Annotated in this window: 21 protein-coding genes and 3 pseudogenes; 15 read left to right on the top strand and 9 right to left on the bottom strand. The window is 61.0% G+C overall.

Annotated elements, in window-relative coordinates; all coding sequences use genetic code 11:
- Positions 1-7 precede the first annotated feature (7 nt).
- The 3 genes from AC1VXC_RS02010 to AC1VXC_RS02000 are packed head-to-tail and all read left to right on the top strand — an operon-like array spanning position 8 to position 2,467.
- Entirely contained in the window at positions 8-1,213 is a 1,206-nt protein-coding gene (locus AC1VXC_RS02010; protein ID WP_054662520.1) for a PfkB family carbohydrate kinase, read from the top strand.
- Positions 1,210-1,815 (top strand): 7-cyano-7-deazaguanine synthase, encoded by a 606-nt coding sequence (locus tag AC1VXC_RS02005; protein WP_481517025.1) that lies wholly within the window; start codon positions 1,210-1,212, stop codon positions 1,813-1,815. Before AC1VXC_RS02010 ends, AC1VXC_RS02005 begins: the two co-directional genes overlap by 4 nt.
- Positions 1,793-2,467, top strand: coding sequence for a nitroreductase family protein (locus tag AC1VXC_RS02000; RefSeq protein WP_005411390.1), 675 nt, complete (start codon positions 1,793-1,795; stop codon positions 2,465-2,467). The genes AC1VXC_RS02005 and AC1VXC_RS02000 overlap by 23 nt, the downstream gene beginning before the upstream one ends.
- On the opposite strand, the gene AC1VXC_RS01995 is transcribed toward AC1VXC_RS02000, so the two are convergent.
- Positions 2,408-3,223, bottom strand: a complete 816-nt coding sequence (locus tag AC1VXC_RS01995; RefSeq protein WP_232282059.1) for an 8-oxoguanine DNA glycosylase — start codon at positions 3,221-3,223, stop codon at positions 2,408-2,410. The two genes, AC1VXC_RS02000 and AC1VXC_RS01995, sit on opposite strands and share 60 nt — an antisense overlap.
- Here AC1VXC_RS01995 and AC1VXC_RS01990 point away from each other — a divergent pair.
- Positions 3,210-3,761: a hypothetical protein gene (locus AC1VXC_RS01990; RefSeq protein ID WP_198283852.1), complete on the top strand. Its 552-nt coding sequence runs from the start codon at positions 3,210-3,212 to the stop codon at positions 3,759-3,761. The genes AC1VXC_RS01995 and AC1VXC_RS01990 overlap by 14 nt on opposite strands.
- A gap of 33 nt (positions 3,762-3,794) precedes the next feature.
- Here the strand turns inward: AC1VXC_RS01990 and AC1VXC_RS01985 are convergent, their stop codons facing one another.
- Positions 3,795-4,532 (bottom strand): enhanced serine sensitivity protein SseB C-terminal domain-containing protein, encoded by a 738-nt coding sequence (locus AC1VXC_RS01985; RefSeq protein WP_005411388.1) that lies wholly within the window; start codon positions 4,530-4,532, stop codon positions 3,795-3,797.
- Positions 4,533-4,681: 149 nt separating this feature from the next.
- Here AC1VXC_RS01985 and AC1VXC_RS01980 point away from each other — a divergent pair.
- Both AC1VXC_RS01980 and AC1VXC_RS01975 read left to right on the top strand, forming a co-directional pair.
- Positions 4,682-4,846 (top strand): annotated as a pseudogene (locus AC1VXC_RS01980) (IS30 family transposase); the annotation flags it as partial.
- Positions 4,847-4,930: 84 nt separating this feature from the next.
- Positions 4,931-6,259: an esterase/lipase family protein gene (locus AC1VXC_RS01975; protein ID WP_157173542.1), complete on the top strand. Its 1,329-nt coding sequence runs from the start codon at positions 4,931-4,933 to the stop codon at positions 6,257-6,259.
- 461 nt (positions 6,260-6,720) lie between these two features.
- Here AC1VXC_RS01975 and AC1VXC_RS01970 read toward each other — a convergent pair.
- Positions 6,721-7,179 (bottom strand): annotated as a pseudogene (locus AC1VXC_RS01970) (ATP-binding protein); the annotation flags it as partial.
- 14 nt (positions 7,180-7,193) lie between these two features.
- Between AC1VXC_RS01970 and AC1VXC_RS01965 the strand changes: the two are divergent.
- The 4 genes from AC1VXC_RS01965 to AC1VXC_RS01950 all read left to right on the top strand — a co-directional run bounded on the left by AC1VXC_RS01965 (position 7,194) and on the right by AC1VXC_RS01950 (position 12,151).
- On the top strand, positions 7,194-8,843 hold the full coding sequence (locus AC1VXC_RS01965; RefSeq protein WP_481538007.1) for a recombinase family protein: 1,650 nt from the start codon (positions 7,194-7,196) through the stop codon (positions 8,841-8,843).
- A 437-nt stretch (positions 8,844-9,280) separates the two neighbouring features.
- Positions 9,281-10,368 (top strand): IS3 family transposase gene (locus tag AC1VXC_RS01960; protein ID WP_231732378.1). Its coding sequence is split into 2 segments (ribosomal slippage): positions 9,281-9,533 and positions 9,533-10,368, totalling 1,089 coding nucleotides; the frame shifts between segments, so codons are not numbered across the junction.
- 729 nt (positions 10,369-11,097) lie between these two features.
- On the top strand, positions 11,098-11,439 hold the full coding sequence (locus tag AC1VXC_RS01955; RefSeq protein WP_346486218.1) for a helix-turn-helix domain-containing protein: 342 nt from the start codon (positions 11,098-11,100) through the stop codon (positions 11,437-11,439).
- A gap of 10 nt (positions 11,440-11,449) precedes the next feature.
- Positions 11,450-12,151, top strand: coding sequence for a hypothetical protein (locus AC1VXC_RS01950; protein ID WP_346486220.1), 702 nt, complete (start codon positions 11,450-11,452; stop codon positions 12,149-12,151).
- On the opposite strand, the gene AC1VXC_RS01945 is transcribed toward AC1VXC_RS01950, so the two are convergent.
- Entirely contained in the window at positions 12,148-12,720 is a 573-nt protein-coding gene (locus AC1VXC_RS01945) for a recombinase family protein (RefSeq protein ID WP_346486222.1), read from the bottom strand. The genes AC1VXC_RS01950 and AC1VXC_RS01945 overlap by 4 nt on opposite strands.
- A gap of 280 nt (positions 12,721-13,000) precedes the next feature.
- On the opposite strand from AC1VXC_RS01945, the gene AC1VXC_RS01940 reads away from it, so the two are divergent.
- From AC1VXC_RS01940 to AC1VXC_RS01925, 4 genes are all read left to right on the top strand, one after another.
- On the top strand, positions 13,001-14,047 hold the full coding sequence (locus AC1VXC_RS01940; RefSeq protein ID WP_456115917.1) for an ImmA/IrrE family metallo-endopeptidase: 1,047 nt from the start codon (positions 13,001-13,003) through the stop codon (positions 14,045-14,047).
- Entirely contained in the window at positions 14,044-14,499 is a 456-nt protein-coding gene (locus AC1VXC_RS01935) for a DUF4411 family protein (protein WP_065197325.1), read from the top strand. Before AC1VXC_RS01940 ends, AC1VXC_RS01935 begins: the two co-directional genes overlap by 4 nt.
- A gap of 374 nt (positions 14,500-14,873) precedes the next feature.
- Complete coding sequence (locus tag AC1VXC_RS01930; protein ID WP_481538008.1) at positions 14,874-15,107, top strand: hypothetical protein; 234 nt, start codon at positions 14,874-14,876, stop codon at positions 15,105-15,107.
- Positions 15,108-15,158: 51 nt separating this feature from the next.
- Entirely contained in the window at positions 15,159-16,385 is a 1,227-nt protein-coding gene (locus AC1VXC_RS01925) for a helix-turn-helix domain-containing protein (RefSeq protein ID WP_481538009.1), read from the top strand.
- Between the two features lie 21 nt (positions 16,386-16,406).
- Here the strand turns inward: AC1VXC_RS01925 and AC1VXC_RS01920 are convergent, their stop codons facing one another.
- The 3 genes and pseudogenes from AC1VXC_RS01920 to ubiK all read right to left on the bottom strand — a co-directional run bounded on the left by AC1VXC_RS01920 (position 16,407) and on the right by ubiK (position 18,120).
- Positions 16,407-17,036 (bottom strand): hypothetical protein, encoded by a 630-nt coding sequence (locus tag AC1VXC_RS01920; RefSeq protein WP_481538010.1) that lies wholly within the window; start codon positions 17,034-17,036, stop codon positions 16,407-16,409.
- Positions 17,037-17,201: 165 nt separating this feature from the next.
- Positions 17,202-17,852 (bottom strand): annotated as a pseudogene (locus tag AC1VXC_RS01915) (magnesium chelatase domain-containing protein); the annotation flags it as partial.
- A 10-nt stretch (positions 17,853-17,862) separates the two neighbouring features.
- Positions 17,863-18,120 carry a ubiquinone biosynthesis accessory factor UbiK gene (gene ubiK, locus AC1VXC_RS01910; protein ID WP_313173158.1) on the bottom strand — a complete coding sequence of 86 codons (258 nt, stop codon included), beginning with the start codon at positions 18,118-18,120 and terminating at the stop codon, positions 17,863-17,865.
- Positions 18,121-18,276: 156 nt separating this feature from the next.
- Here ubiK and AC1VXC_RS01905 point away from each other — a divergent pair, with 156 nt between their 5' ends.
- Positions 18,277-18,615, top strand: coding sequence for a P-II family nitrogen regulator (locus tag AC1VXC_RS01905; protein WP_057628415.1), 339 nt, complete (start codon positions 18,277-18,279; stop codon positions 18,613-18,615).
- A gap of 147 nt (positions 18,616-18,762) precedes the next feature.
- Here AC1VXC_RS01905 and AC1VXC_RS01900 read toward each other — a convergent pair whose 3' ends face one another.
- Together AC1VXC_RS01900 and speE are read right to left on the bottom strand one after the other, a co-directional pair.
- Positions 18,763-19,419, bottom strand: a complete 657-nt coding sequence (locus AC1VXC_RS01900) for an RIO1 family regulatory kinase/ATPase domain-containing protein (RefSeq protein WP_481526935.1) — start codon at positions 19,417-19,419, stop codon at positions 18,763-18,765.
- Positions 19,420-19,685: 266 nt separating this feature from the next.
- Positions 19,686-20,543, bottom strand: a complete 858-nt coding sequence (speE, locus tag AC1VXC_RS01895; protein WP_282267936.1) for a polyamine aminopropyltransferase — start codon at positions 20,541-20,543, stop codon at positions 19,686-19,688.
- Positions 20,544-20,585 lie beyond the last annotated feature (42 nt).

The following is a 20,585-nucleotide window of genomic DNA, read 5'->3' as shown; positions in this document are numbered from 1 at the left end:
GCTTCCGGTGATCGAGGTCGTCGGCGGCGTCTACCGCGAGCTATGCATGCACCCCCGGTGGGACCGGTTCCTAGGTTCCGCGGGCCGAGGCGCCAGCGTCATCGCCGCGCTGGGCGGGGAGACACAACTGCATTGCTGCCTGTGCGACCTGTCTGGTCCAATCATCGAAGGCGCCGCAGCCCTCGAGGGGTTCGAGTTGCGGGCCACGGCCGTGGCTGATGTCGCCGGGTTCCACTACACCCATTGGCTCTCGAGGCCCGTCATCCACCGGCCCCCTACGCCGCCACCGACACTCCTAGTGGAGGCCGAGAGGGTACTGCAGTTCGGCATGCTTGAGACGCAGGCCACGGTGCACGCCAAACAGGTTGTCTACGACCCGCAGAACGTCGAGCACCCGGAATCGTTCCGTGCCTCGGGCTCCACCGCCGAGCGTCTTGCCCTGGTGATCAATCGGCACGAGGCGACCGCGCTGCTGGGGCGTGCGGACACGCCGGAGAGAATGGCCGAGGCCTTGGCCCAGCAAGAGCAGGCCGAGGTGGTGGTGATCAAGCGCGGCCCCTTGGGGGCCTTGGTGTGGGATCAGGGGCGGGTCCACCATGTTCCGGCCTACGACACGCTGGGCGTGTGGAAGATCGGCAGCGGCGACGTGTTCGCGGCGACGTTCGCTCACGCCTGGATGGCCTTGGGGCTGGACGCCGTCGGCGCCGCAGACCAGGCGTCCCGCGCCACGGCCTATTACTGCGAGAACCGGATCTTTGCGACTGCCCCCACGCTCGCCAAGTTCAGCCCGGTGGCGCTGAAGGCGTCCGACCGGTTCCGGGACGGGTGGCGGCCGACCGTGTACCTCGCTGGCCCGTTCTTCACTCTCGCCCAGCTCTGGGTGGTGACCCAAGCGCGTGAGGCGCTGCAGCAGATGGGCCTGAAGGTGTTCTCGCCGTACCACGACGTGGGCCACGGCTCCGCGGAGGACGTGGTCGACAAGGATCTGCAGGCGATCAAGGATTGCGACCTGGTGCTGGCCATCGTGGATGGCCTGGATGCGGGCACGCTGTACGAGATCGGCTACGCCCGGGCCATCGACCGCCCGGTCGTTGTGTACTGCGAGCAGGAAAAGCGCGAGGACCTGAAGATGATGGAGGGCTCGGCGTGTCACCTGGTCGCCGATTTCACGTCCGCTATCTATCGCACGGTCTGGGTGGGAGCGGCGCTGTGAGGCAAGCGCTGCTTCTCTCGGGAGGCATGGACTCCATTTCTGTGGCGTGGTGGCTTCGGCCCGCCCTGGCGTTGACGATTGACTACGGCCAACTCGCCGCGACGGCCGAAATCCAGGCCGCTCGGGCGGTCTGTCTCCAGCTGGAGATCCCCCACGAGGTCATCACCGTGGATTGCCGAGCCCTTGGTTCGGGCGATATGGCCGGACAGCCCGCCGATGCCTTGGCCCCGGCCAGCGACTGGTGGCCCTACCGCAACCAGTTGCTGATCACCTTGGCCGGCATGCGCGCGGTATCGCGCGGTGCCGAAGCGTTGCTCGTGGGCGCCGTGGCCTCGGACGGCACACATCAAGACGGCACTCCCGCCTTCATGGCGGCCATGGATCAGGTCATGCGGGTGCAGGAGGGCGGACTGACCGTGCGCGCACCCGCCATCGGCCTAACCACTGTGGAGCTGGTGCAGCAATCGGGCATTCCACGCTCGCTGCTCGCCTGGGCGCACAGCTGTCATCGATCGCACGTTGCCTGCGGCCAGTGCCGGGGCTGCAACAAGTATTTCGAGGTGTGGCGGGAACTCGGCAATGACGTGGACTCCGCTGCCTGAGCCGCGGCCACGGCCGCAGGTCCAGCCTTACACGCCCTATGTATGGCCTGCGGGCGACTTCGTGGCCCTGCCGCAGCCTGCCGAGGGCGGCGGCCCCCCGATGTTCGAGGCCCTGGCGCAGCGGCGCAGTGTCCGGGAGCTCAAGGCCTTGCCCGTCGAAGCGCTTGGAGCGCTGTTCTGGCACAGCCAGCGCCGTCTCGCGTGGGCCCCGTCCCCCTTGGGGTTCGAGCTCGAACGTCGGCCCGCGCCGTCGGGCGGAGCGATCCACCCCATCCACGTGCTGGCATTTGATCCGCAGACTGGTGCATGGGGGCGGTACGACGGTGTCCGTCATGGACTGCACGATCTCGCGGACCAGATGCCGATGCTAGAAGGCCTCGTCGAGCAGGCGCGATCGATCGTCGCTGACCCGGAGGCGACGCTGCTCTGGCTCGTGGCCGAGCCGGGCAAGACGGAAGCCAAGTACGAGCACTCGCAAAGCGTCGTATGGCGGGACGCGGGGGTGCTTCAGGGCTACTTGGTAGCGGTCGCTGCCGGCTTGGGCCTTGGCACGTGCCTGCTCGGCATGACCGGCCAGGCCTGGGCGGCGCGCTTAGCGGATCAGGGCCAGCTGGCGGGCGTGGGGGCGCTCTGGGTTGGCGGGCGGACGTGAGGGCGCGTGCCGTGCCTTGAATGCGCTCTCTGGCATCGCAGAGAGAATCTGCGCAACTGAGTTCCGCGACGCCATCATCTCGTACCACATCAACGCATCGAGCTCAGAGGCACGGACGCCCAGTCCCGCGCTGAACGCCAGGAACTGGTCTTCCAGTTCGCGGTAGTGACGCTCGACCGTCAGCTCGGCATCGAAGAACCCGGCGAGCACACCGGCGCGCAGGATGTGGATGTCCAGGATCGCCACGTCATCGGCGTCCAGCCAATTGCGGGCGACCCACGAGGCGGTCTTGAAACCGATGCCAGGGATCTTGGTGAGCCAGTCGCGCAGGATGCGCCCCGACTGCTGAGGCGCGGCCTCCGCGGCCAAGGTCTCCAGCGCGGCGGATAGGTACCGGGCCTTCTGGCCGGCGAAGCGGTAGCGGATGGAGCGGTCTTCCATCGGCATGGGCTCGGAGAGCCACGCGAGGAGTGTCTCCGCCGGCGGCGGCTGGTCAGCGAACGCGCCGCGGCGGCGCAGGTGTTCGAACGCCACGACGCCCACCTTGGCGGGGATGCCATGCCCTCCTAACAGGCAGGCGCCGACTTCTTCCTTGAGGCTGGTCCCCAGGCGATAGCGGATGGCATTTCGCTCAATGCGGCGGGCCATGACCTGATAGGCCCAGTAGGCCGGGGTCGGGAAGGCGGCGACGTCGCCCCAACGGACGCCCGGCATCACTTCAGCCTCCGGTTCCGGAAGCTCGATGTTGACGTTCACCGATCCCAGCATCACGCAAGCGCGCTGCATGGCTTCTCCCCACACCTTCCGGCAAATCCGTTGCCTCTCACCGCCCGGCCATCACAACGCGCGGGCGGCGCCAGGACCATCCTCGCATGCCGAATCAAGTCTGGCAGCGGAGGGCTCTTTCGCTCTTGCACAGTCTATTGCAAGTTTGCACAATGTCAACATGAATCGAGACCGTTCCCTGCAGCTGCTTGGGCGACTTTTGTCAGCCCGAGTCATTACGCAAACCGCTATTGGCGAAGCTTTGGACATCCATCCGTCCCAGGTCAGCCGCATCTGCGCAGGCGACTTCAAGCGGCTGGACGGCAATGCACTGCGGGTATGCAAATATGCACAGCAAGTTGCAGCCAGGACCCAGACGGGACGCGGAGCCGGCCGCGTGGCCGGGGAGCTAGAGGGAAAACTCACCCAACTGCTCGTGGCCAGTCCCGATGCCGCCTTGGCGGTCGGCGCCCTGATTGATGCCCTGCTGGCGACCTCCCCTGCAGATACCGCCGCGGCTGGCGCCTGAGGCGCGTCGCGTCTTGCATCGGCGCCGCCTGCGCTAGCTCTCGCTGGGGGTCCGTCGATAGAAGGGCGCAGGGTTCAGCGCCAGCTTCCAGTCGGGAACCGGGTCCTCGGGAAGCAATGCCATTAGGCTCAACGGGACAGTGGTCAGCTCCGGCTGCGACTGCAGCTCAGCCAGGATCGCCCGACAGGCGCGGTCTGCTTGGGCTTTGGGCGTTGTGACGGCGACCACCCAGTTGGGGTGATCCAGATGGGGCTCAAGCCGCATGTCGACCAGGTAGGCCTCTTCCACGTAGTGAAGCTTGGCCAGGATCTGCCGAAAGGTAGCAAGCAGCGCGTCGGGAACATCCACTGGGTGATCCACGGCAATCTTCGGCCCACCCGCGTAGTCGTCAGTCTCCACGACGGCCATTGTCCCGTTCGCGAGGAGCACGCGAACCTCTTCGGGGTAGAGCTTGCACCAGTGGTTGTTGGGATTGAGGATGAGGGTGGCGCCGAGCGAGAGCTCGAAGAGCTGTCGACCACTCAACTCCACGATCCGGACGCGACCACGGCCTGCGGCCTTGGCCTTTCCCATGTCGGAAAAGAAGGGAAGTAACAGCTCTCCGTCCGGGGCATTGAACTGGATGAGCCGAAGACGACCGGTCGTGTCAGCCAACGGCGCGTGGGCAAACACGCGCGCGTCGAGCAGTGCTCGGAAGAACTCCGGCTCCAATCGCTTGTCTGCGATCGATGCCTCGAGCAAACGATTGAGTTGCGACGATGGAGTGCGCATACGCCGAGCACGAGCAAGCAACTAGGGGCCCATATTTTCGCGCAACCTGTCCAGCTGCGGGAGTGGTCCGCTGCATTACCCAGTCGCACGCACTTGTGACTTCGCGCCTTGATCTTTTCTTTGCGTTCAGTTTCATTCACGACTACGCCCACGGATTGCTGCGGCAGTACCTGCCGCACGGAACGGACCTGTCGGTCCATTCCCAAGCCGCGCTAAACAAGATTGCATTAAGCTCGTATCCGCGTCCCAGGGAAACCTTGGGCTTCAGAACGCCGGCCTATCGGCTGAGCGAGTGTGTTGCGCCGACCGATTGAGACCGCCGTCTGTTGAATACAACAAAGTCCGTTGGTGTCTATGAAGCCCGGGGCGATTCAGGGATGGCACGGCTTTGCGTCTTCTTGCTGCTTATGCTGGCCGGCTGCAGCCAGACGACGAGGCCCGATTTTGCGCGGCTCTACGCTGATACAGGCAGCCAACAGCCCCCCGTGGTCGTCATACATGGCGTGCTTGGCGCGCGCCTGGCCGATTCCGAAGGCCGCGAGCGCTGGCCGGGTGGCGTGGGTCGGCTAGCCCTGTCGGACTACGACGATCTCGCCCTGCCGATCGACCCGGTGAGCCTGCGGCCGCGCGACGATGGCCTGCGGCCCACCGACATCTTCGAGGGTGCCGCCGGGCTCGATTTCTACGGAGCCCTGCTGCGCACCCTTGAACAGGGTGGCGGTTACCGCCGCGCCAAGGTTGGCGCGCCGCCGCCGGCCGGCCGGCACTACTACGTCTTCACCTACGATTGGCGGCAGGACAACATCGACAGCGTCCGTGCGCTGGATGCGCTGCTTGCGCGGATTCGCGCCGACCACGGCGATCCTGGCCTGCAGGTCGACCTGATCGCACATTCCAACGGCGGATTGATCGCCCGCTACTACGCCCGCTATGGCGCCGTCGACCTGCTGGACGGCAATCAGTTCGTCGTCACGCAGGCCGGAGCCCTGCGGATTCGCAGGATGGTCCTGCTCGGCACGCCGAACTTCGGTTCGGTCGGTGCGCTGCACGGCATGATCGTAGGCCGAAAAGTGGTCTTCGGGAGCATGATGCCCGAAGTCCTCATGACCATGCCGTCGCTCTACCAGCTGTTCCCGCATGCGCTCAACACTTGGCTGATTGGCCACGACGGCCGGCCACTGGACAGGGATCTTTTCGATGTCACGATCTGGCGTCGGTTCGAATGGGCGGTGTTCGACCCCGAGGTGCGCGCGCGCATCCGCAAGCATCATTCCGGGGACGATCCCGAACGGTACCTTGCCACGCTGGAGCGATATCTGGGCCACCACCTCGAGCGCGCGCGCCGCTTTACCTGGGCGCTTTCGGTTCCCGAGCCGACGCCAGGTATTGAACCCATCGTGTTCGGTGGAGACTGCGAACTGACGCCGGCGCGAATGCTGGCCGAAGAAGTGGCGGGAGAAACCGTGCTGCGGCTCGATCCAGGCGAAATAAGGAGGCCGCTGCCTGGCGTTGATTACGACCGGCTGATGCTGGAGCCCGGTGACGGTACGGTCACCAAGGCCTCGCTGCTGGCGCGCGATGTGCTTGACCCGTCCCGTCAGCGCCATGCGTACAGCCACTTCCCCCATGACTACGCGTTTTTCCTCTGCGTCGCCCACGACCAGCTGACCGGCAACACCAGCTTCCAGGACAACCTGCTGCACGCCCTGCTCAGCATCGACCGGTGATCAAGACCCGTGGGGGTCCGGCTACTTCCTGGCGAGCGCCCGGCCAGCAGGATCGCCACGACGACATGCGGCGCGGCCGCAGGCCACCACAGAATCCCGACGGATCCATGCGTGATGCCGACGAAATCCATGTAAACCGCGGCGAGCGCGCTGTAGAGCGTCATTCCCTGCAGCCCTCGCCCGGTGCTGCCGGGCCGGCACGCCGACACGCCCGACCAGGTCGTGCCCAGCGAGACCTCGGCCAGAGGGGACTGCAGGCGGGAAACCACGGGCATCCCTTGCAAGGCGGGAAGCGACGGGGTGCCGCTGTGCCTTTGGCCTGGCCGGCAGGGTTCCTGGATCGGTTCTGGGGCCGGGGCGTGTACCCGAGCGTCCGCTGGCCGCGGTCAGCCTCGAACCGCTGGGTGGGCGGGCATTCGCAGGGACTTCTGGTTGGTCGCACTCACTTCTGAATCTGTCACAGCGGAACAACGGCAGCGACCGCTGCTGTCGCCGGCCCAACCACACGGGCATGGGTTCATTGCCGCCACCAGTTGAAAGCGTGCGGGGAACTCCATGCTGCGCGCGGCCCGCGAAACGGTGACTGTGCCGGACTCCAGTGGCTCGCGTAGCACCTCCAGCGCGTGGCGATTCCACTCCGGCAACTCGTCCAGGAACAGAACGCCGTTGTGCGCAAGCGAAATTTCGCCGGGCCGCGGATGCGAGCCACCGCCAACCAGCGCAACCGCACTTGCGGTGTGATGCGGCGAACGGTAAGGACGTTGCCGCCAGCGACTGGAGTCAACGCCGCGCCCGCTGATCGAGGCGATTGCCGCGGATTCCAGTGCTTCTTCCTCGCTTGCCTCGGGCAGGATGCCGGGCAGGCGCGAGGCCAGCAAGGTCTTGCCGCAGCCGGGTGAGCCCAGCAGCAGCAATGTATGGCACATTACACCCCATGACATTGGCCTACACGTACATCCGCTTCTCTACGCCCGAACAAAGTGACGGGCATAGCTTGGAAAGACAGCAAGCAGCTATCGATGCGTTTGTACGCGAGAAGAACTTGACGCTCACGGAGAGCAGTGCATTCCAAGACTTGGGCGTCTCCAGTTATCGAGGCGCCAACCTGCGCAACGGCTTGGGGAAGTTCATTGCAGAGGTAGACGCTGGCCGAGTGCCAAAGGGTTCGTACCTCTTGGTTGAGTCGCTGGACAGGCTCTCTCGCCAGAAGGTGATGGATGCACTGTCTTTGCTGGTGTCTCTGATTGACAAAGGCATCAGGATTGTCCCGCTTAATGATGACGGGGCGCAGGTGCTGGATAAGGAGTCGGGGCTCGCGCCGCTGGTCATGGCGCTGAGTGTCATGCATCGCGCCAATGAAGAGTCTGAAACGAAGTCCAAGCGAGTGAAGGCAGCGTGGCAGGCGAAGCGTAGGAATGCTGCGAACAAGCCCGTTAGTCGTAGAGCCCCGGAATGGCTGAAGTTCGATGAAGCGACTAGCTCGTTCAAACCCATCCCGGAACGCGTCGACGCAGTCAGAAAAATATACGAGTTGGCCGATGCCGGTCTTGGGCGCGGGCGCATCGTGAAGTACCTCAACACCAACGGCTTTGTCAGCTTCCGAAATCCTGATGAGGGCTGGCAAAACTCATCCGTCTCAAAGATTCTTCGAAATCGCTCCCTCATAGGCTTCTATCAGCCCCATCGCATGTATTACGACTCGGCGACGGGTGTAAAGAAGCGAGTACCTGACGGCGACGAGGTGCCGGACTACTACCCGAAGGTGCTTGACGAAGACCTCTTCCTGCGAGTGAACGCGAGGCAGTACGCTCCGATTGCTTCACTCGTTGGTCGGCAGGGGGAGACGCTGACGAACTTGTTCACTGGATTTGTGTACTGCCACTGGTGCGGCGCTCCAATGTCCATGGCGAACAAGGGACCCGGACGCAAGGGCGGGCGCTACCTTGTATGCTCCAGGGGGCGCCGTGGCAAGGATTGCAAGTACAGGTCGTGGAAGTACGATGACGTGGAGATGTACGTTCTCTACGCCCTGCGGCAGCTTGATTTGGCAGCTGTGCTCGCTGGTGTGGACACCAACCAGCGTCGGCAGCAAATCCGTACTGAACTCGCGCGTGTTTCGTTGGAGCTGGCCGAGTCAGAACGGCGACTCGCGAGTCTATCCGAGGAGCTTGTTTTGCAGGCCCCCACCAACATTAGGACCCTTGTCAATGTGATTGCCACACTGGAAGGGGTGGCGGATGAGCAGAGGAAACGCGCCGAAGAGCTCCAAACGGAAGATGCGGCTCTTGGAATGACCGTTGACGACCCCGGCACATTTGCTCAGAACTTGTTGCGCCTGTACGACGAGATGGCGTCAGCGCAGACGCAGCAACTCTATCTTCTCCGGGTCAGGCTTAGGCAGCACATCTCGCGCCTTCTGAGTCGGATTGACGTCATGGCTGTGGGTAAAGGGGAACCAACTGTTACGAAGGACGGTAACAATTCTCCCAAGCTCTTCCTCACATTCAAGGATGGTCGACGAAGAATGGTGTTGCCAATAGGCAGGAACAGTGTCCACATCGCGGACCTGCCCCCCGCTGCCTAGGTCTACTCGATAAGGCAGAGAGCTCGACTCTCTGCCTTAAGGGCCTAATGGCCGGTAGGTACTTCGGTCACAAGTCGACGAAAAGCCAAACTTGTTTGGACCCCGCACTCATCGTGGCGTGAACTCGATGGCATCCGTAACCGCAATTCCATTCAAGCGACCACCGACGACTGCCACGCCAAACCCACAGACGTAAGCGCCTCTATTGTCCATCATCGGGGAAGAAGCCCCGCCCTTCATCAGAGAGCCCTCATTCACTCTTGCATTGGTTGCTTGCCCCGACGAACGGAAGAGTAGTCCATCTGTTGAGCTAGCGGTCTGTAAGGTCCCTGAGAACAGAGTCTCGTTGGCAGTCTTGATTGGGACGGTAATCCCCCCGCAGATTAGCTGACGCCAAAAGTGGAATTTTCTCGTACCCTTTTCCGAGGAGAGGTTCCATGAAGACATCCCGTTTCACCGATAGCCAGATCATCACGGTACTCAAGCAGGCCGAGGCCGGCACGCCCGTGCCGGAGCTGTGTCGCGAGCACGGAATCAGTTCTGCGACGTTCTACAAGTGGCGCAGCAAGTTCGGCGGCATGGACGCATCGCTGATGTCCCAGCTCAAAGAGCTGCAGGAGGAGAACCGGCGCCTGAAGAAGATGTATGCCGAATCGCAGATGACCGCCGAAGTACTCCGCGAGGCGATGGCAAAAAAATGGTGAGGCCATCTCAACGCCGGGAGATGGCCAGGTGGGCAGTGGCGAACAGGGCGCTGAGCATCCGGCACGCCTGCCAAGCGTTTGGGGTCAGCCAGACCTGCTACCGCTATCAAGCCAAAGCGAGCGAAGAAAACGTGCGGATTGCCGATTGGCTTGTCCGGCTGACCACGGCCTATCGCGACTGGGGATTTGGCCTGTGCTTCCTGCACCTGCGCAACGTGAAGGGCTTTGGCTGGAACCACAAGCGGGTGTATCGCATCTATCGGGAGCTGGAGTTGAACCTACGGATCAAACCGAAGAAGCGGTTGGTGCGCGAGCGGCCGGAGCCTTTGGAGGTGCCGGAGACGATCAACCAGGTCTGGTCGATGGACTTCATGCACGACCAGCTGGCTGATGGCCGCAGCTTCCGGCTATTCAACGTGCTCGATGACTTCAACCGCGAGGGACTCGGGATTGAGGTCGATCTGTCGCTGCCATCGGCCCGGGTCATCCGGTCACTGGAGCAGATCATCCAATGGCGCGGCAAGCCAAAGGTCATTCGCTGCGACAACGGCCCCGAATACCTCAGTGGTGCGCTACTGACCTGGGCCGAACGCGAAGGCATCCGGATCGAGCACATCCAGCCGGGCAAGCCACAGCAGAATGCTTACGTCGAACGCTACAACCGCACCGTCCGCTATGCCTGGCTGGCCACGACCTTGTTCGACACCATCGAGCAGGTGCAGAACAAGGCCACGCGCTGGCTATGGACGTACAACCACGAGCGCCCCAACATGGCGCTCGGCGGCATCACGCCAGCAATGAAACTGGCGATGGCCGCATAGCTCCACTTTTGGCAGCCGCTAAAAGCGGGGGGATTACCGGACGATTACATTCTTGGCGAGCCCTTCAAAGTAGACGACTTGACCATTTCTCAGTCGGCTAGGGTCAGTCGTGCGGTCAATGAGCCCGCCGGATGCATCGATACTTCCGTTCCTGACGGCATGCACTAAGTCGACTTTTAACTCGATGCAGGAGCTCGTCTGCCCTCGTTGAACTCCGGGGTAGCGTGCGAGGTAGCTGGGCAAATCGGCGGCAATCTCATCGAGGGAATGTGACCCTGAGTCACGCGCGCAGGCTGTTACGTTGACGAGAGCAGCGGACAGAATGGCAATGCCAATTGATATGCGCTTCGGTTGCCCAGGGGCCGAACGGTTCAGAGGTTGGTTCATCGTTGGAAAGCATCCTTGTTGATGGCTGGACTAGGAAAGAGACGGTGAGACTTCCGGTAGCTCGCCAGTTTGGGTCCTTACGTGACCGGAGCGGGGCTCTCGCATTGAGTGATAGCTCGCTCCAGTCACGGTAGCTCTGGCTGCTTAAAACACATGCACCTTAGCAAGCACAAGAACCCTGGGAATGCCTGTCCTGCAAGGGTTTCGGCGACTTATCAGTTGCCCGTTCTCGCAAGAACTAACAATGCTCCAGCGGGCATCGTGCTACAGATAATGTAGCATACGGCAGTGCTCGAGATGGCCATCCTGTAGACCGCTACAGGATGGTCTCCGTCTCGGCTTATGGCGCTCCCAAAACTTCGCAGTCTGTTCACCAAGCGCTTGAAGGACGCGCGCTTGGCATTGGGCATCTCGCAGCGAGAGCTTGGGCGGCGGATTGGGTTGGCGGAGGATGTCGTGTCCAGTAGGGTGACAAGGTACGAGCTGGGAACTTCTGAGCCAGATTTCGCGACCGCTGGTAGGTTGGCGAAGGAGTTGGGGGTGCCACTTGCTTACCTTCTTGCTGACACCGAAGTACTAGGTGACATCATCCTTCTTGCTGCGACGCTATCACCAGCCGAGCAACGAAAGTTGGCTGCTGAGTTGCGGGCCGGTCGTGCAGGGAAGCCCTCATCGTCTGCATAGAGGAGTCCGAGTGAAGATTCAGATTCGTTGCGTCGATGAGCATGGCAACTACATTCGTACTCTGACGGGAGAGGCGCTGCCGCCCCACCCCCGCCTGGTGGCACCTGTGGACTGCCAAGTTGCCCTGACTGATGATGATTTCAGTCGGCTGAAGCGTGCCTTCCTGCGTTTCACGCGCTCTATCGAGGCGCGCCAGACCATCGGTGACATTGGCCTAGCATTCAATAATGGGCAACTATTGGCCTCGAGAAAGCCTAGGCACTCTGACGTCAAGGTGCTTGCCATGGAGATGCGGCCTTTCTTTCTTGAGAAAGACCCTCTCTGCTTCACCAAACTTCTTTCGCTGCGTTCGCTTGGGGCGGTGGAGAACTTGCGGCCTTGCTTGAGACAACATCGCCTGCGATGGGAGAACAGTGCTTTCGAGGGCAGGATGTCGATGGCTGTTGATGGCGCGAACTTGAACACGTCTGCCGTGGTGAGGGCATGGTTCAATGACGACTTCTTCCACTCCGAGTCGGACAGAACCAGTGAGCTTTCACTAGCCCAGCTCGTTTCGTACGCGGGCGGGGAAGACCAGGCTATGTCGCTTCTAACTCATCATATGATTGAGTCGCTCAGGGTGGTGGCTGAGTTCTTCCAAGACATCTACGACGTGTCCGCTGAGTTCAGGGTGTGGTCGGCCACCGTCCCGGGATGGACTAAGAAGAGCTAGGTCTCTTGTTCGCGAGCAGCTTGCAAGGCTCGATAGACGCTACTTCGACCAATTGCAAATCTCTCAGCCAATTGTTCAATGCTGAAGCCTTCTTCCAGTCGCATCTTCCTAATGCGTGCCTCTTGGGCTTCAGTGAGCGCCTTCTTGCGTCCGAATTTGGTTCCGTTCTTTTGAGCGAGAGCAATGCCATCACGTTGGCGTTCGGCGCGGATGTCGGCCTCGAACTCTGCAAACGCCCCCAAGAGATTGAACATCAGCTTGCCCTCAGAGGAGTTTGTATCCAAACCCTGGTCGAGGACGCGGAGGCTGACGTTCTTGTGCTTAAGGTGGTCAGCTATTCTGGCGAGGTCCAGTACGGAGCGCGCGATGCGGTCGAGGCGGGAAACGACTAGGACATCGCCATCTCGCACATAGTCAAGGGCGTCTTGAAGTGCAGGGCGATTTTCGGCCTGGCGTCCTGAGCGCTTCTCTTGGTAGACCCTGGTGCATCCTGCATTCGAAAGTTTCTCCAGTTGCACGTCTAGAGACTGGCCTGCTGAGCTGACACGTGCGTAGCCGACGACTTCCATCTTGGTTGTCCCAAAAACTCTTAAAGGTTGTGAGAATATCATTTTGGGATGAGTTGTGGAACGGTGGTTCGGTAGTCCCATGAGGTATACAAATTGAGAACTCCACGCCGCCATGGAAGGCTATGCTGCACACATGAGAACGCCACCTGCACTCGTTACTCCCGCGTTGCTGACTTGGGCCAGAGAAGCGGCTGGATTGAGCGTCTCCGGCTTGGCGGGAGCTATTGGTCAAGCGGAAGAGCGTGTATTGGCTTGGGAAGAAGGAATCGAGCAGCCGTCCATGGCTCAGCTGCGCGACATCGCGGACAGGCTGAAAAGGCCAACAGCAACTTTCTTCCTTCCTGAGCCTCCGCCCGAGAAAGGACGGCGACAAGTCGACTTCAGAACTCTTCCGGAGACTAGTGAATCGGGAATGGGTGTCGCATTGGAGCTAGAGCTCCGACTGGCCGAGCTTAAGCGTCAGGATGCGTTGGACTTGGCTGAGGAGCTTGAGGTCCCATTGCCTGAGTTCACCTTTAGGGCATCTCTTAAGGATGACCCTGAAGTCGTTGGTTCCAAGCTCAGGCGCTGGCTGGATGTCCCGGCTCCCGGCAACCGACTTTGGCGCGACAAGTACACGGCGTTGAAGACTTGGCGGGAGGCGATTGAACGAGTGGGTGTTCTCATCATGCAAGCCTCCGGTATTCCGGTGAGCGTGATGAGGGGATGCGCGTTGGCGTCTTTCCCGCTGCCAGTCGTCATTGTCAACGGGGGTGACGCACCGGCAGGTCGCACCTTTACCCTGCTTCATGAGCTCGGCCACCTTGCACTGGGACAAGACAGTCTCTGTGACCTTGTGGATGGAACTGGAACGCGTTCGCCCTTGAAGGAGAGCATTGAGGTCTTCTGCAACCACATTGCCGGCGCCGCATTGGTCCCCATGGATGCGCTCCTAAGCTCACGGACCGTCGTTGAGGGACTGCGGCGGAACGCAGAAGGTGAGTGGGATGATTCCTCCTTAATTGAACTATCAAGGCAGTTCGGTACCTCTTCAGAGGTTGTGCTTCGTCGTCTAGTGATTGGGCGTGCCGCATCCCCTGACTTCTATGGACATTGGCGAGCTCAACAACAGCGGGCAATGGAAGGGGCCTCGAGCGACGACGGAGGGTTCGTTGAGTACTTCCGGCGTGTGGTGAATCACAACGGGAGAGTATTCACCCGCTTGGTGGTTGATGCGTACCAGCGTGAGCTCATTACAGGGACTGAACTCTCTCGCATGCTAGGGACCAAGCTTTTGCATCTGCCGAAAATTCAGGCGGAGGTAGGGATGCCGGAGACACTTCGATGAGCTATAGCTTTGATACGAGTGCACTCATAGAGCCTTGGACTCGCCGATATCCCCCGGACCTGTTCCAGCCCATTTGGGGGTGGCTGGAGAACCTGGTCGACCAGGGGCACGTGGCTGCTATTGACGAAGTCAGGCATGAACTCCACCGACAGGAAGACGAGCTATCGGCTTGGACGAAAAGTCAGGAAAAGCTGTTTGTACCTGCCAGCGCAGATGTGCAGACCGCACTGAGGGATGTTCTCATCGCTTTCCCGAACTTGGCAGACCATGAGCGAGACAGGTCCGGTGCGGACCCGTGGGTGGTCGCATACGCTCTTTCGGCGGGGAGAAGCGTCGTTACCTACGAAACGATGGGGAAGGCTTCAAAGCCTAAGATTCCCAATGCTTGCGCCCACTTCGGCATTGGGTGCCTATCGTTGGTTGACGTGCTTCGCCAGACTGGCTATCGCTAGCCCGCCCAGCTGTGCGTATTGACTGACAGTCAAAAAATATTGACAGGACCCTTCTGAGCCCCTATCTTGGGTCCTAGGCCGAGTGACATCGCTCGGTTGATGTTCTCGGTGGTATGAGTTCCTCCTTCTGTTCGCTGAAAGCAAGAGCTAGCTAATCGGTTCTCGATGAAGTGAGAACGCTTCATGTCCATTCATGGAGCTATGCGCTGTGCACACGTCTCGAGCCTAGGCCCGATTCGTCGTACGAAGTGATGTGCAAGTTGATGGGCACGTTACAGAGCGTTTAATGGTGATTGGCTTGTTGTATCGGGTTGGCCCCTTCCGGCTTCTTGCTATGGGCACGGGCAATGTCGCCCGGATTGAAGGAGAGTCCATTGGACGCTCGCACGACAGAGAACAGCGTTGCAGTACTCAAACGTATTCGTGACGCTCATCAAGGCCAACTCGATACAAGTGTTATCGCGGAAATTGACGCTGTCATTGCCCTGCTTGAAGAGAGCAACGACATCGAGAAATTGAAGGCCAAGGAGACATTGGGCTTTCGGGTTCTTACGCTAATCGCGGACTTAGTTCGGTTGTTGACGAACGTGTCCGAACTGATGAAGTGAAGGAATAGGCGATGCACAACAAGCCTTTCATGTTTTCTGGAGGTTCCTCTTATGAACATCGGGAGCGCGATACGCATGTGTCGCATTCGTCGTCAGCTAAGCCAAGCGGAACTGGCGCAGCGCGCAGGATGTTCGGTTTCATATCTGTCGCTTCTGGAGAACTCCAAGAGAGACCCCACGCTATCTACTGTGTCTTCTATAGCCAGTGCGTTGGGTATCCCGACAGAGATTCTGTTCTTCTTGGGTGCCGAGAAGGGCGAGCTTGCCGGTCTCAATGCCGAGCTGGCCGGTCAGTTGGCCATGGTGGCATTGGACCTGCTGAATGAGCCGAGTGCCCCCCCTAGCTACCCTCATGGGAGCATCCAAAGCCTCGCGGCGCTGTCTCGCACGCTCGGCGTGCCAGCCGACAAACTACTGCAGATAGCCAAAGATGCCGACAATAGCTACAGATTGGCAAAGCCAATCGTAAAAGCTGATGGCTCTGTGAGACGTCCTGTCGACGCCAGGGTGAGGCTGAAAGGCGTCCAAGTCCGGATTAAAGAGCGGATTCTGGACCAAGTCAGGTTCCCGGACTACCTCACCGGAAGTCTCAAAGGGAAGGACGCAGTTGCAAATGCTCGTCTGCACGTTGGAGCGTCGGTGGTCGTGTGTGAGGACGTAGCCGGCTTCTTTCCGGCCACCAGTTCACCGGCCGTGCTTGGCATCTGGCGAGGATTCTTCGGCTTCTCTACTGAGGTGAGCGAACTGCTGACTCAGCTGACTACGCTGAACGGGGCATTGCCTGAGGGGGCCGTAACGAGTTCCCATCTCGCAAATCTGGCCTTTTGGCGCGAAGAGCATGCTTTGTATGAGGAGCTGCATCGTGAGGGCATTCGCTATTCCCGATATGTTGACGACGTATCGGTGTCGTCTGTGAATCAGCTCAGTAGACAGGAGCTTGCTGCTTGCATATCTCGCGTCTATACGATGATGGGGCGGAACGGATATCGCCCCAAAAGAGCAAAGCAGCAGATTCAGTGGGCTAATGGCCCTGTTCTAGTGACAAAGCTTCAGACTAATACCCGAGTCGCCCTTACGAAAAAGGAACGACACGCGATACGGGGGGCTGTGCATGGCCTGGAACGGATGGCTCTAGCCGGGCCTTCAGATGAGCTGCTGAGGCGCCTGAGCAGTGTGTCGGGGCAAGTCGCTCGCCTGCGACGACTTCATCCAAATGAGGGCCAAATGCTGAAGGGTAGGCTTGATGCGCTCAGAAGACTGCTGACAGCAGCAGTCTAGGACAGGCGAGCAATCTTGGGCTTAGTGAAGGCGCTGAAGCTGCTTTGACGTCATGTTCTCGACTACGACACCTTCGAGGCCCGACGGGCGAATGAAGAACACGCTGTTACCCCGCTCGTTCGGCCATGAGCCAATGTCCTTAGCCAAATAGGACGCAAGACCGTCGCTGTCGGTCACCTTTCGGACATCCGTTCTCTCCGCCGCAGACATCGTCTGTCCGTGTTCGTCACGAAGCCATTCTGCTGTGCGAATCACTGCGGACCTAAGACGTTCCTCGCATACATCCTCCAAGTCGTGCACCAGCACGTGGAAATGTAGCCTGCCTCTCAGTTCCTGGCTGAGTTGGTGCCTTTCCGCGACGACCGTAGCATGCATGCCAGCCCTCTTCTTCGACCATCTAGGTCCCCACATCTCTCTGTTGATGTACTTCGTTGCTTCCCAAAGAGCCTTGATGCATTGGGAGTCGGAATAGGGACGCATGAATGACAAGGTCCACAGGTATGAGTCTTTGCTGAGTTCGGATAGGAACTGCCTCCACCCCTCCACGCAAGAATTCTTCTTCTTGTGCTCTGCCGTGTTCCATGGTGCAGGTTCAACCTGCAGTACTCCGCGATACCTCGAATAGTTTGAAATTGTTTCTTTGTGCGTCATGTTCGTCTACAAATTTTGGATGCTTCTTCCCTTTATTGGGGTGGGGACCTGACTGCGGGTCTAGCCTCAGCAGCGGGTGGCGGAACTGCCACAACGAATATTTAGAGCCGAGTGAGCAACGCTGCAAATTCTCCAATTTGCTGCTTTTCAAAAAGGGGTGTAATGGCTTCCAAATGGAAGAAGATGGTGGCCGCCAGCCGCGGCAATTTCCAGCGCACGCCGCGCATGTTGCTGACCGCGCACATCGCTGAGGTCGGCCAGCGCGGCGGTTTCGGTTGGCGGCACCTGCGCATCGGGCAGCTGTTTGCTGCCGCTCAGTGCGGCGCAGACTTCCAGCAGCGTGCGAGCGACCTTGATCTCGGCGTGTTGGGCCAGCGCTGCTTCGCTCGCGTTGCCTGGCGGCACGATCAGGCAGCGCTGGGCGTTGGCGGCTGAAATGGCGGCGGGCAAGGCGCCATCTACCGCGCGTAGCTCGCCGGTCAGTGCCAGTTCGCCGATGAACTCGTAGCTGGCCAGTGCGTTGCGGTCGATCTGGCCGCTGGCGGCGAGAATGCCGAGTGCGATCGGCAGATCAAAACGGCCGCCTTCCTTGGGTAGATCGGCCGGCGCAAGATTGATGGTGATACGGCGCGCCGGATAGTCGAACTGCGCGCAGAGGATGGCGGCGCGCACCCGGTCGCGCGATTCGCGTACCGCGGCCTCGGGCAGGCCGACGATCTGGGTGAAGGGCAGGCCGCCGGACAGGTGGACTTCCACCTGCACCAGCGGTGCATGCACACCCGCGCGGGCGCGGCTGTGCACCAAGGCCAGGCTCATGGCCCGGTGCTCAGGCGTTGTTGTCGGTGGCGCGGCTTTCCAGGGCGGCGACGGCCAGTTCCAGCGCGTCGAGCTTTTCACGGGTGCGCAGCAGGACAGCACGCTGCACGTCAAATTCTTCGCGGGTGACCAGGTCCAGCTTGCCAAGCCCGGCCTGCAGTGCGCTCTTGAAGGTGGCCTGCAGTTCTTCGCGCGAATCGCGCAGGCCCGGCGGCACCAGGTCGCTCAGGCGGCGGGCCAGTGCATCGATGTGGTTGAGGTCGATCATGGGGGTTCTCCGCAGGGGTGGGCCTAGCGTGGAAGCTGGCCGCCCATGGCGGGCATCGGTATCCGTTTTGACTATGGGTAAGGATAGTCCGGATGCAGGCGGGTGGCACGTTGCCGTCTCGGGGTATGCTTCCGCTATCACCCAAGGAGCCGACCAATGAAGATGATCATGGCCATCGTCAAGCCGTTCAAACTGGACGACGTGCGCGAGGCGCTGGCCGAGCGCGGCGTGGCCGGTATCACCGTCACCGAGGTCAAGGGTTTTGGTCGGCAGAAGGGCCATACCGAGCTGTATCGCGGTGCCGAGTACGTGGTCGATTTCCTGCCGAAGGTGAAGATCGAGGTCGCGGTGACCGATGCGCAGGCCGATGAAGTGGTGGAGGCCATCGTCAAGGCCGCCGGCACCGGCAAGATCGGCGACGGCAAGGTATTCGTGTACGACCTGGGCAGCGTGGTGCGGATCCGCACCGGCGAGCTGGATGGGGATGCGCTTTGAGGTTTGGGGTTTTGGGGATTTGAAGCTTTAGAGCTTTAAAGCACCCCTCCCCAGCCCTCCCCTGCGCTATGCGCAAGGGAGGGAGCAGAGCTTGGCCCCTCCCTTTGGCGCAGCCAAAGGGAGGGTTGGGGAGGGGTAGCTTTGGCCTTAGCCTTTGATCCACCGATAAAGCCGCTTCCACGCATTACGCACCGCCTGCACCCAGCCCGGCTCGGCCAGCGCCGCGGCCTGTTCGGCGGAAGGCTTCTGCCCGGTTAGACGCTGGCGCATCTTCACCAGATTCTTCATGTCGCTGCGGCGCAGCTGGCGGAAGATCGGCCAGTTGCGCAGCCAGCGCGGTGCCCGCAGCGCCGAGGTGAAGTCCAGCAGCACCGGTACACCGGCACTGACCACGACATTGGTGCCATGCAGGTCGTTGTGGGTAATGCCGGCTGCATGCAGGCGCGCCAGGGCGTTCTGCAGCTGGTCGAAGACTTCCTGGCTCACGCCCTGCACGCCGGCGCTCAAGGTGTCGCCGGGGATGAATTCCATGCCCAACGCCAGGCCGCCCAGGGTGCCGAGCAGCGCAGGCGCGTGCTTCCAGCCTTGCAGGCGCTTGAGCACCTTGGCTTCGCGGCGTACCAGCAGGCGTGCCACCGGGGAGAGGGGGGTGCCCTGATAGCGGCGGTAGTCCTTGACCACGGCCGGGCGGCCATCCAGTTCGGTGCGGTAGACATCAGGCTCGAGCAGGCGTTCGCCGCGCTTGAGCAAATGGTGGACGGGAACAACGGCGTGATCGCCGTCGAAACTGGGCAATGTGTTCATCAAAACCTTCCTGACGCGGGCATGGCGCGGAAAGCGTCTTGCAAAGCCGGTCTAACGAGCCCTGGGCGGGCGGGGATGTGCGGCAATTATAAAACTGCACAGTCCATGAATTGCTGAATGTAAAAAAAATGTAGGAGTCAGGCGCCGGAAAGGATTGTTGCGGCCATGTGAATGATGAGAGCCCGCCTGTCTGCGTCCTGGCCGGAAAACGAAAAACCCCGCGCCATTGCCGGCGCGGGGTTGGGTTCACGGCGCTGGCAGGGGGCTTATTCGCCGAGTGCCTTGGCCACGAACGGCGGGCTGACCAGCACGCCGGTGTGCAGTGGGGCGGTGTAGTACAGGGTGTCGAACGGCTTGGCGGCCGAATCGGCCTCGCGGAAGCCAAAGCCGAAACCGGCCTGCTTGCTGGCCACGGTCACCGACCACCAGCCGGTCGGGTAGCACGGCTGCGGGAACGGCAGGGTCTTGAACGACTGGAAGCCGGCCTTGCCCATTTCCGAACGCATGTCCTTGATCAGCTCCAGGAGGGCCAGCGGCGACTCGCTCTGCTGCACCAGCAGGCCGTCGTCCTTCAGGGCGCGGAAGCAGCTTTCGAAGAAGGCCTTGTTGAACAGGCCTTCGGCCGGGCCGACCGGGTCGGTGGAGTCGACGATCACCACGTCCACGCTGCCCGGGGCGCAGTTGGCCATATAGGCCACGCCGTCGTCGAACAGCAGCTCGGCGCGGGCGTCACCGTTGGATTCGCACAGTTCCGGGAAGTACTTCTCGGCCATGCGGGTGACCTGCTCGTCGATATCGCACTGGGTGGCGCTCTCCACGCCCGGGTGCTTGAGCACCTCGCGCAGGGTGCCGCAGTCGCCGCCGCCGATGATCACCACGCGCTTGGGCGCCGGGTGGGTGAACAGCACCGGGTGGCTGATCATCTCGTGGTAGAAGAAATTGTCCTTGGTGGTCAGCATCATGGCGCCGTCGATGACCATCAGCTTGCCCCAGTCGGTGCTGTCATAGATCTCGATCTTCTGGAACGGCGACTGCACCTCGTCCAGCTTGCCGGTGATGCGGAAACCAATAGCCGAACCGGTCGGCTGGAAGTGTTCGATGAACCAGTTTTCGTTGGAGGTCATGATGATTCCTGGGTGCAATGGACTTTTCCCTTCTCCCGCCAG

The organism is Stenotrophomonas sp. STEN033 (genome assembly GCF_056856655.1).
This window is presented reverse-complemented; position numbering and strand designations above follow the sequence as displayed.